An 11,580-nucleotide genomic window follows, 5' to 3' on the forward strand; every position below is an offset into this window, starting at 1 on the left:
ATTTAGCCAAGCAGACACAAAAAAGCACTGATAATAATCAGTGCTTTTTTAGTGATAAAGTATTGCGGATTACCTCAGTGTTAAACCGAAATATCGCAAATTATTTGGCACTGTTTTGCGCAGCTTGAATCGCGGTTAATGCAATCGTGTAGACAATATCATCGACAAGTGCACCACGAGATAAATCGTTAACCGGTTTACGCATACCTTGAAGCATAGGACCGATACTGATCAAATCTGCGCTACGCTGTACGGCTTTGTATGTGGTGTTACCAGTATTTAAGTCTGGGAATACAAACACAGTAGCTTTGCCGGCAACAGGGCTGTTAGGCGCTTTAGATTGAGCGACGTTAGGCATCACTGCGGCATCGTACTGCAAAGGGCCATCGATAATTAAATCTGGACGTTTTTCTTTAGCAATTCGTGTGGCTTCGCGGACTTTATCCACATCAGAACCTGTACCAGAGGTGCCCGTTGAGTAACTGATCATCGCAACGCGAGGTTCAATACCAAAGGCTTTAGCTGATTCCGCTGACTGAATCGCAATATCGGCTAACTGCTCAGGATTAGGATCTGGGTTAATCGCACAGTCACCATAAACAAGCACTTGATCTGGCATCAGCATGAAGAAAATTGACGATACTAAGCTAGAACCCGGTGCCGTTTTAATCAACTGTAACGGTGGGCGTATAGTGTGGGCTGTGGTATTAACAGCGCCAGACACAATACCATCGACTTCATCTTGTGCCAGCATCATAGTACCAAGCACCATGTTGTCTTCAAGTTGCTCACGGGCGACGACTTCGGTTAAGCCTTTGCTGCGACGTAATTTAAGCATTGGTTCTACGTATTTTTCACGCACGGTTTCAGGCTCAATGATTTCAATGCCATCACCTAAAACGACGTCTTGCAACAATGCAACGCGTAAAATTTCTTCGCGGTTACCTAATAACACACAGCGAGCGATACCGCGTTCAGCACAAATCGAGGCCGCTTTAACGGTTCTCGGTTCTTCACCTTCCGGAAGCACGATAGTTTTACGCGCAGCACGGGCTAATTCAGTTAACTTATAACGGAATGCTGGTGGCGATAATCGGTGTTCACGGGGAGAATCTTGAGTAACACTTTCAATCCATGTTTGGTCGATATGGCTGGCAACGTACTCTTGCACTTTCTCAACCCGTACAGCATCATCAACAGGCACTTCATGATCAAAGCGTTGAATATTAAGCGATGTCTGCCATGTATTTGAATCAATTAAAAATACTGGCAAGCCAGTTTCAAATGCTTGCTCACATAGGTTCATGATTTCTGGTTCAGGCGAATAGCCACCAGTCAGCAATAATGCACCAATTTTCACACCATTCATTGCAGCTAAACACGCTGAGACTATCACGTCAGAGCGATCGCCTGAAGTCACTAAAAGTGAGTTGGTTTTGATGTGAGTGACCAAGTTTGGAAGACTGCGAGCACAAAATGTCACCCGGCGCATACGACGAGTATGCATTTCACCGGCATTAATGATTTTTGCATTTAAGTGCTTAGCTAAATCAGATGCGCGTGGGGCAATTAACTCTAAATTATATGGCACACTACCTAATATGCGCAGTGGACTTTTACCCGGCAGTTGGAACATCCCCGAGCTATCAACCGCGTTCATGTTTTTATCATCAAAGACTTCTGATAAATCAGGACGTGTACGACCTTCGTTGTCAACGGGGGCACCAATTTTATTGATGATAGCGCCAATTAAGCGTTTATTTTTCTGCCCACCCCAAGAGTTAAAGGCGATCTCTAAGCGATTCATTAATCCATTAGGCGTATCGTTGCCTGGGGTTGCGATGAAAATAACATCTGCATCTAATGCTTTAGCAATTTCGTAGTTAATGTCATCAGCAAAAGGGTGACTTCGTGTTGGCACTAAGCCTTCAATCACTAAGGTTTCAGTATTATTGGCGCATTCCGACGCACGGGCAATAATCTGTTCCAATAGGACATCAGTTTGCTCTGAGCGGATTAAAGCTTCAGCGTGTTCCATTGAAAAAGGCTCCAACGGATTAACCGTAGGAGAAGTACTTAAAATAGTGGTTGAACGCTCAGGACCTGTATCACCAGATCGAATTTGTGCAATAGGTTTAAAAAATTGTACTTTAACGCCTTTGCGTTCTAGGGCGCGAACCATACCTAAACTAAGCGATGTTAATCCTACTCCAATACCAATTGGAATAAGCATAATATTACGAGACATGACGACCTCTTATGTGCGTAGTGTTCATGATAGTTAACCGAATATAAACCTAATAGCGGTTTTACTTAGCTGTGATCAGCTTAATGGCATCTTCGGCAATAACCCACTCTTCATTTGTTGGTATGACCATAGCAATAGGGGTACCTGCTTGGGTTATTACACCCTGTTGGCCAAAACGAGCAGCTTTATTCAAGATGTCGTCAACTTTGAAGTTAAATATTTCTAATAAATTAAGGACTTTCTCACGAATAAGATTCGAGTTTTCGCCAATACCGCCAGTAAAAATGATGGCGTCTAAACGCCCTAATGGCACAGTGTAAGAGGCAATATATTTAGCTAAACGGTAGCAGAAAATATCCAAGGCTAACGTGGCCCCTTTATGGCCATCATGATAACCTTCTTCAATTCCACGACAATCATTAGTAAGCTCTGAAATGCCCAGTAAACCACTTTGTTTATTCAGTAGGTTGTTTACTTCATCCAGGGTATAGCCAAGTTGTTTGACTAAATGAAAAATAATCGATGGGTCTAAATCGCCACAACGGGTACCCATGACTAAACCTTCAAGCGGGGTTAAACCCATTGAAGTGTCGACGCTTTTACCGCCTTTAATGGCTGCAACTGATGCGCCATTACCTAGATGAGCACAAATAACATTGATGTCTTTAACATCTTTGCCTAATACTTTGGCCGCTTCACGGCAAACGTAAAAGTGGCTAGTACCATGCATGCCATAACGGCGAATACTATGTTCACGATACAATTTGTAAGGTAGGGCATAAATATACGCTTTCTCAGGCATGGTTTGATGAAATGCGGTGTCAAACACTGTCACTTGTGGCAACTGAGGAAAAGACGCTATCGCTGCGCGAATACCAATTAAATGGGCCGGATTATGTAGCGGTGCTAATGAGGCACAATCTTCGATGCCTTGTATGACTTCAGGGGTGATAATGACAGAGCGGGTAAATTTTTCACCACCGTGAACGATGCGATGGCCAATAGCCTTAATTTGTGCCGCCAGTTCTGGGTGTTCCGCCAAGATGTTATTAACGATGAATTCGACTGCTTCGCGATGTGCAGTAAAGGCGCCTAATTTGGCTTCATTTTTACCGCCATTAAATTTCCATTTAATGCGCGAATCTTCTAAACCAAAACATTCAGCTAATCCAGAAATTTTATCATCGCCTGATTGAGCATCAATGATGGCAAATTTTAATGATGAGCTACCGCAGTTGAGCACGAGTACTAATTTGTCTGACATGTTAACGCCTTTTAAGTCAATGAAACTAAATAAAATAGTAAAATTCCATTTTGATTAAGGTTTATGAACATTATTCATAAACGCTACACTTTGGTGTTCTTTTGCTGATTGGCACAGTAAGCTAAATCATTAAAGTGTCAAATCGGCCAGTGCATTTTTGGTACGACACTGTATTATGATAATGTTTCACTCATGTCCTAGGCAGTAAAGGTAACCGTATATTGAACATGAATCTGGTTAAATTACTTGGCGACGGTCAACGTTATATGAAGACTTGGCCAATGGTTAGGCAACTTGGGTTTTATTTCCCCGAGTACCGTGTCGTCAAAGCGACTCAGTTAGCGATCATCGCCATGCCGATTTTGGCATTAGTGGTTGCGGCCAGCCAACTCTACGTTTTGGGCTGGAATTACTTACCGCAAGCATTAACAACACTGCTCTTTTTTATTAGCCTGCCACTACAAGGCTTATTATGGTTAGGCTGGCGAGCGAGCCACCCATTGCCTTTATCGTTATTCGAGTGGGGCAATCAACTCAGTGCTAAATTGACCGAGATGGGTATCTATTGCCAACCCCTAGGTGCCAGAGCCTGTTATTCAGACATGGCCGCCATCTTGAAATTGGCTTTTGAACGTTTGGATCAAAGTTACTGGGAAGAACTCTAATCTATCTGCTTGATAATCTGTTGCTCATTTAAGTCGGTTTATTTTTGTTATGACTAAAATGTAGCGCTAATGCCTCGATCTAAAAACACTTGTTGAATTTTTTGCATCGTCTCAGTACTTGGCGCTGCAATATCAGCCAAGGTATATGCTTCGCCAAAGGCTTGCCATTTATGTTGACCTAACGGGTGATAAGGCAGTAGCTCAACTTTCTCAACATTATTCATCGGTTTAATAAACTCAGCTAATGCAATGGCCGACTCTACGTCTTCGGTAAATCCGGCGACAACGACATATCGGATCCAGGTTTTTATGTTTCGTTTAGCGAGATATTGAGCAAATTGTAATGTTCTATGGTTACTGACTTTTGTCAGTTCGATGTGTTTAGCATCATCCATTTGTTTTATATCAAGTAATACTAAATCGGTATTGTCGAGTAACTCATCAATCACAGGTTCGTATTTGCGCACAAAACCGTTAGTGTCTAAACAGGTGTGGACACCCTGATCTTTGCAGGCTTTAAATAATTCACTGACAAATTGAGCTTGTAAAATTGCTTCCCCACCACTGGCCGTAATACCACCACCGCTAGCGTCTAAAAAGGGTTGATAAGCAATAACTTGTTTCATTATTTCATCGACAGATATTTCTTTGCCGCCATCCAAATCCCACGTATCACGATTATGACAATATTGGCAGCGCATAAGGCAGCCCTGCATAAAAGTAATATAACGGATCCCCGGACCGTCTACGGTTCCGAATGATTCCACTGAATGAATGCGACCTAAGGTCATTATTATTCCTCAAATATCTATAAAAAAGGCTGTATCGATAATTTGTTACACATCGATACAGCCAATTTTAGCAGAGACTACATACTTTTAGTAAATGTACGAGTAATCACGTCTTGTTGCTGCTCTGGAGTGAGCGCATTAAAGCGAACGGCGTAACCTGATACACGGATTGTTAATTGTGGATATTTATCCGGATGAACAATCGCATCTTCTAACATTTCACGGTTCATCACGTTAACGTTTAAGTGTTGACCACCTTCACGATTTGGCTTGCTTAAGAAGTAGCCATCCATTAATGACGCTAAGTTAGTACGACGACCAGTGTCATCTTTACCTAATGCATTTGGCACGATAGAGAAAGTGTAAGAAACACCATCTTGTGCGTGAGCAAATGGTAGCTTGGCGACTGATGTTAATGAAGCAATTGCGCCATTTTCATCACGACCATGCATAGGGTTTGCACCTGGAGCAAATGGTGCACCTGAACGACGACCGTCTGGAGTGTTACCGGTTTTCTTACCATAAACCACGTTTGAAGTGATGGTTAAGATTGATTGAGTTGGAATGGCATTACGATACATTTTCTTATCGCGAATTTTTGCCATAAAACGTTCAACTAAATCGCAAGCAATGTCATCTACACGAGCGTCATTGTTACCAAATTTTGGATAGTCACCTTGAATGTCAAAATCAACGGCAATACCATTTTCGTCACGGATAGGCTTAACTTGAGCGTACTTAATTGCAGACAATGAATCGGCAGCAATTGATAAACCAGCAATACCACAAGCCATAGTGCGGCGCACATCGCGGTCATGTAATGCCATCAACGCAGACTCGTAAGAGTATTTGTCGTGCATATAGTGGATGGCGTTAAGTGCAGACACATATTGTGTTGCAAGCCAGTCCATTAAACCGTCAAGACGAGACATTACATCATCAAACTCAAGTACATCGGCAGTGATTGGATCTGCTTTTGGAGCAATTTGAGTTTTAAGTTTTTCGTCAACACCACCGTTAATGGCATATAACATGGTTTTGGCTAAGTTAGCGCGAGCACCAAAGAACTGCATGTGTTTACCCACAATCATTGGGCTAACACAACAGGCGATGGCGTAATCGTCAGACTCGAAGTCTGGACGCATTAAATCATCGTTTTCATATTGAATTGAGCTGGTGTCAATCGATACTTTTGCACAGTAGCTTTTAAACCCTTGTGGTAATTTTGTTGACCACAATACGGTAATGTTTGGCTCTGGGCTTGGGCCCATGTTGTACAAGGTATGTAAAAAACGGAAGCTAGATTTTGTGACTAATGTACGGCCATCAAGACCCATACCTGCGATAGACTCAGTTGCCCAAATCGGGTCGCCAGAGAACAGTTCATCGTATTCAGGTGTGCGAAGGAAACGAACCATACGCAGTTTCATTACGAAATGGTCAACCATTTCTTGGGCTTGCTGTTCAGTAAGAACACCATTTTTAATATCACGTTCAATATAAGCATCAATGAACGTTGAAGTACGACCCAGTGACATTGCTGCGCCATTTTGGCTTTTTACTGCAGCAAGATAACCAAAGTAAGTCCATTGAATGGCTTCTTTAGCATTTTTGGCCGGTACAGAAATATCACAACCGTATTTAGCTGCCATCACTTTCATTTGGCCTAAAGCACGATGCTGCTCAGAAATTTCTTCACGTAATTGAATCACACTTGATAAGTCTTCGCCTGCTTCAAACTGCGCTTGCAGTGAACTGAATTGGGCAAACTTATCTTTCATTAAGTAATCAATACCGTATAAAGCAATGCGGCGGTAATCACCAATAATACGACCACGGCCGTAAGCATCAGGTAAACCCGTTAATATACCTGATTTACGACAAGCCATAATTTCAGGGGTATAAACATCAAACACACCCTGGTTGTGGGTTTTACGTAATTCAGAATAAATGTAATTAACATCGCTGTTAAGTTCACGGCCATATGCTTTACATGAACCTTCAACCATACGAATGCCGCCATTAGGCAACATGGCACGTTTTAATGGTGCATCAGTTTGTAAACCGACAATAGTTTCAAGCTCTTGATTAATGTAACCAGCATTATGAGAAGTAATGGTAGAGACCATTTCAGTATCGAAATCGACAGGAGCATGAGTTTGGTTCTCTTGCTTGATGCCTTCCATAACTTTGTCCCACAAAGTTAATGTTGCATCTGTTGCACCTGTTAAGAATGACTCATCACCCTCATATGGTGTGTAATTTTGTTGGATAAAGTCACGTACATTAACTTCTGTTTTCCAATCGCCAGCTACGAAACCTTCCCACGCGTTGGCAAATAGTTCGGTTTTATCTGTCATTTACTTAACCCTCTGGTTGATTTTCAACGGATACTGTCTCAATTAGCACGAGATGGTATCCGTGAGTATTTACATTCTGTCATCTAGGCGCATTCGCTAGATTGAGCTGTTAACATCTTCTGCGACATTGGTGGCAGAAATGTTCCGCCTGGTTTTTATAATGACGCTAATCGATATTGTTTTAGTCAATGAATTAATTGGTAAGACCATTTATCCATGAGTTGATAATAGCACAGCTAAATGACGATATCGGCAGCTTTTGATAATTGAATAACAAAAGTGTTAACTGGCTAACATATCTGTTTAGAATTAAGAGTAGCACACATTAATATTAGCCAATAAAAAAGCGAAATCGTTGCCGATTTCGCCTTTTAAGAGTGATATTACCAAGCACAACGCGATTATAAGAAGGCTGGGATACCTTCAATCATGCCTACTGCTAACATCGCCGCTAAACAAATCACGAATGCTAGCGTTGGGATCACGATACGGTCGGCAAACGATAATGTTTTAGGACGTTCTTTGTCACCAATTAAGCCGTTGTTATCAAGCAACATGGTTAATGCCCATGCTAATACCGGATTGGCTACAAATGAGGCAAAAATACAGATCCCTGCAGCTTGGCTACTGGTGGTGTCTTTAACCATCTGTAAGCCGGCTTCCAGTAACGGTAGGAACACACCGACTAACAACGCAATTGACATAACCGGGCGCCATACTGTGATATCCATAGGATAACCAATGACAGCGACAATAATACATAAGCTGCCAAGCAAGATTGCGCCAGCAGGAATAGGACGTTTGGCTATTGCAGCAGGGATCATATAGGTTCCCCAAGAGGAGGTAATGTTACCGCCACCTACTGCTGTACCTACGATCTGTCTCACGGAACAGGTGGTCATGGTGTCATCGACATCCATCAGTACTTTTTCAGCCCCTTTTGGGTAATTTAATTCTTGGAAAATACGATGACCAAGGAAGTCTGGTGACCACATGGCAACAGCAAGAATAGCAAACGGTAATGATGCAATAAAATGGGCCATATTAGGTAAACCTAACTGCCAACCGTGTTCAGTTGAGCCCCACCAATACACAGGGTTTAAATTAGGAATCCCAGGCGCCGTGGTAAACTGCAAATCTAAGCCTGCACCAAAAGCAAATGCCAGTGCGACTGCTGCAATCGAACACAAAGGAATGGCTAACCAGCGTTTACCAAATTTAGCTAATGCTGCATAAATGATCACATTGATTAACAATATGGCAAAGGCAACATAACCGAGTGAGTAGTCCAAGTTATGCTTGGCTTGCAGCCCGCCAGCCCAGTCGAATAACGAGCCTATTTGACTTTTCGCTCCCATGAAGCCTAAGAACACTAATAAGCCGCCAGCCACGCCGCTACTGGTGAGATTGACCAGTTTCGAGCCACCTTTGAAATAACTTAAAATTAAGCCAAATATACCAATGAGAATTGCTAAGGCTAAAGGGTGGGCACCGGCGAGTGCGATAGTACCAATCAACGGGATCATTGGTCCATGGTTGCCGCCGAGGTTTGCCCTTGGGTTAATAAAACCTGAGCTAATAATACAGAACAGTAAAGCAGGGATGAGCATTTCTACCCGCACGACTTGGATAGCAAAGTCAGCGCCAAGATTGATGTGGTCCCACTTTTCGCTTAAGCCAGCAGCCCAAGCAGCCATTACTGCTGAATACATCACAGTAATACCAATGGTTCCTGCGATAGCTGGAACTAAGTCTTCCCATTCAAAGCGAAAATCACGCCCAGGGAGGTTAAGTCCCCAGCGTCTTGGTTTCATTATTTTTAGTTCGTTTTCTAAATAGGCATCGCGAGTATCAAATTCACTCGCAGGGCGGTGAAGTTCGCGATAGCTCGCTTCTTGTGCTTGTTTTTCTGAATTGCTGACAGTTTCTGACATAATTTCTCATTCTCCGAAAAGAACAGGTTAATCCATCAAATGATGAAGTTTAAGTGTGTTCCCTTGAAGTGATGGCGATATCCATAAGAGCTGCTTGCCAGTGAGCCGCTAATAGCTCTTATCACTTTGCTCATCTGCAATGCCTTTCATTTCTGAAGCATTACAGTGATGTCCTTATTTAAGTCTTTCTTGGTAAGACCAATTTACCTCATGAATTTTAGCATAGTGATTTGATTGCATCACTTGGTATCAATAAAGTTGATGTTTTGTTTGTTGGAAGTGAGAGCTGGATAACAAGTTGACTGCATTATTAGACGAAGAAATGAGTCTAAAAGTTAGCTCGCTTAGCCCTTTGCTGTTAAAAATATCATGCCACATCAATATAATTGATACAAAGTATCGTCATCGTTCAATCGTAGTTGATATCAAAGCAGGTTATAGCATCAATACTAGACAAAAAAAGTTTACTGAGGTAAAAATTATCTCGGCTCATGCAAATCGTTTGAAGGTAAAACTGAGTATCGAGAAACCTGATACTGATGATAATGACGAATCTTACTGTTGCTTAAAGCTCAATATTATTTTAATTAATATGACTGTAGCAGGAATAATTAACTCGAGTTGACGTTTAAATACAATCGACATGTGTTAGCTGAGTTTACGCCAACTTAGCCTGCCACAGCGCGATGTTATGAGGCAGGTTAGTCGGTCGTATCAAAATAGATGCAGCAAAGCAGGCGAGCATAACCTGTTACGATTGCGCTTAGCGCTAATGGTGTGGTGTTTAAGCTGCGAAGATAGAGGCCATGCCGATTAACAACCGGCACTAAATATGTTGTACAAGTTCTTGGTCAATAATGAAGCTTAACTGCGAGTAACACACTTTGCTTCTGCAATAAGGCAATCTCTGAGTGGGTTATCACCAGTATCTTGGCGCCAGATAAATGATAAATGTCGTTTTAAGTTTAATTCAGGCGTAGTTAACACAACTAATTCGCCATTGGCGACATCTTGTTCGACATCCAAATAGGGCAAGCAGCTTAAATACACGCCATTTTTAACTAAAGCTTTTAATAATCCGACGTGATCGTATTCTTTCCAGACATTTAATTTAACAATTACCCCATGGATGGCGGCATCAAAAATACGCCGAGTGCCAGCACCTGGCTCTCTTAAAACCCATTTGGCTTGTTCAAGTTGAGCGATGCTAGTGCGTTTGTTTTGCGCAAACGGGTGGTGCGGAGAGACAACAACAACCAGGTGATCATCAATCCATGGTTCTTGATGCAATCGACTGTCATCAATTCGACCTTCAATAACCCCTAAATCAAATTGATAATCGAGTACCTCTTGTGCTACATGGTCGCTATTTTCAACGGCAATTTCGATTCTGAGCTCTGGAAAATCGTTATCAATTTTACTGATCAAGGCGGGTAATAAATGCTCCGCAGCGGTTTGGCTCGCGCACAGTTTTACTGTGCCACTAATAATATGTTGATCGTGAAGGCCCAGAGCGATTTGTTGTGCGTCTTGCAGTAGTTTTTGGGCCCTTGGACGTAACCATCTTCCCCAATGACTCAAGATAAGTCGATTTCCCTGGCGGATAAATAATGGTCGGCCCAATAAATGTTCGAGTTGGCTTAACGACATGCTAACCGCTGATTGACTCATTGACAGTTTCTTGGCTGCTGCGCTAACGCTCTCTAAACTTGCAACAGCATCGAAAACGGCTATTTGCTTAAGCGTATAATGCATGAGATCCCTTATTGGTGAAAAACAAGATATAAAACAATGTTTCCATGATCAGCTATTTTTGATCTTAGGTATACTTAACACTATAAAATTTGTGGCCTTGCTTCAATAATCGCTATTTATCCGTTGGAAAAATCGCCATACCTGCTATCTAACAATGTTCACTTTTACAATGCTTAAATCTAAATGATGAAATTAACTGGCGAAGTGAGTAAGACAAAGGTTTACGATCTCTATAAGACGTTGCCTGAATTTTGATGGGCATCAGATTGTAATTTTTTATTAGTGTAAAACAGATGAAATTATTAATAACTTAAGTGACTCGTGCGATATTATTTTCTTACTAGGAAAGATAATTGAAGTGGTATTTATGCGGTTATCTTGATTTGTTATTCCTGTTTAATCGGTTGTTGATTAGTGGTTAATTTTTATTCGGTAATATCTAACTCACAAGAGCAGACAAGTAGGCGAGCGGTATTATTATTTGCGATAAAAAATGCCAGCAATTTGCTTAATGCCGATCAGTTAAGCGGTAAAACGAGAAAATTTAACTGATCGGTTGACCG

At 41.8% G+C, this 11,580-nt stretch carries 8 protein-coding genes; 2 read left to right on the top strand and 6 right to left on the bottom strand.

Annotated elements, in window-relative coordinates; genetic code table 11:
- Positions 1–100: 100 nt before the first annotated feature.
- Together pta and ackA are read right to left on the bottom strand one after the other, a co-directional pair.
- Positions 101–2,248: a phosphate acetyltransferase gene (gene pta / locus ACED29_RS18310; protein ID WP_124016137.1), complete on the bottom strand. Its 2,148-nt coding sequence runs from the start codon at positions 2,246–2,248 to the stop codon at positions 101–103.
- Between the two features lie 61 nt (positions 2,249–2,309).
- On the bottom strand, positions 2,310–3,512 hold the full coding sequence (ackA, locus tag ACED29_RS18315; RefSeq protein WP_124016136.1) for an acetate kinase: 1,203 nt from the start codon (positions 3,510–3,512) through the stop codon (positions 2,310–2,312).
- A gap of 227 nt (positions 3,513–3,739) precedes the next feature.
- Here ackA and yfbV point away from each other — a divergent pair, with 227 nt between their 5' ends.
- Positions 3,740–4,177, top strand: coding sequence for a terminus macrodomain insulation protein YfbV (gene yfbV, locus ACED29_RS18320; RefSeq protein WP_182698518.1), 438 nt, complete (start codon positions 3,740–3,742; stop codon positions 4,175–4,177).
- Between the two features lie 53 nt (positions 4,178–4,230).
- On the opposite strand, the gene pflA is transcribed toward yfbV, so the two are convergent.
- The 3 genes from pflA to ACED29_RS18335 form a co-directional block, all read right to left on the bottom strand.
- Positions 4,231–4,971 (bottom strand): pyruvate formate lyase 1-activating protein, encoded by a 741-nt coding sequence (pflA, locus tag ACED29_RS18325; RefSeq protein WP_124016134.1) that lies wholly within the window; start codon positions 4,969–4,971, stop codon positions 4,231–4,233.
- Positions 4,972–5,045: 74 nt separating this feature from the next.
- Positions 5,046–7,328 carry a formate C-acetyltransferase gene (pflB, locus tag ACED29_RS18330; RefSeq protein ID WP_124016133.1) on the bottom strand — a complete coding sequence of 761 codons (2,283 nt, stop codon included), beginning with the start codon at positions 7,326–7,328 and terminating at the stop codon, positions 5,046–5,048.
- Positions 7,329–7,729: 401 nt separating this feature from the next.
- Positions 7,730–9,262, bottom strand: a complete 1,533-nt coding sequence (locus ACED29_RS18335; RefSeq protein WP_124016132.1) for a DUF3360 family protein — start codon at positions 9,260–9,262, stop codon at positions 7,730–7,732.
- 298 nt (positions 9,263–9,560) lie between these two features.
- Between ACED29_RS18335 and ACED29_RS18340 the strand changes: the two genes are divergently transcribed.
- Positions 9,561–9,887 (top strand): hypothetical protein, encoded by a 327-nt coding sequence (locus ACED29_RS18340; RefSeq protein WP_371698331.1) that lies wholly within the window; start codon positions 9,561–9,563, stop codon positions 9,885–9,887.
- A gap of 239 nt (positions 9,888–10,126) precedes the next feature.
- On the opposite strand, the gene ACED29_RS18345 is transcribed toward ACED29_RS18340, so the two are convergent.
- A complete protein-coding gene (locus ACED29_RS18345) occupies positions 10,127–11,017 on the bottom strand; it encodes a LysR substrate-binding domain-containing protein (protein WP_124016130.1) in 891 nt (296 codons plus the stop codon).
- Positions 11,018–11,580 lie beyond the last annotated feature (563 nt).

The sequence above is a fragment of the Shewanella sp. 5S214 genome (assembly GCF_041439795.1).
In the GTDB taxonomy this organism is placed as follows: domain Bacteria; phylum Pseudomonadota; class Gammaproteobacteria; order Enterobacterales; family Shewanellaceae; genus Shewanella; species Shewanella vesiculosa.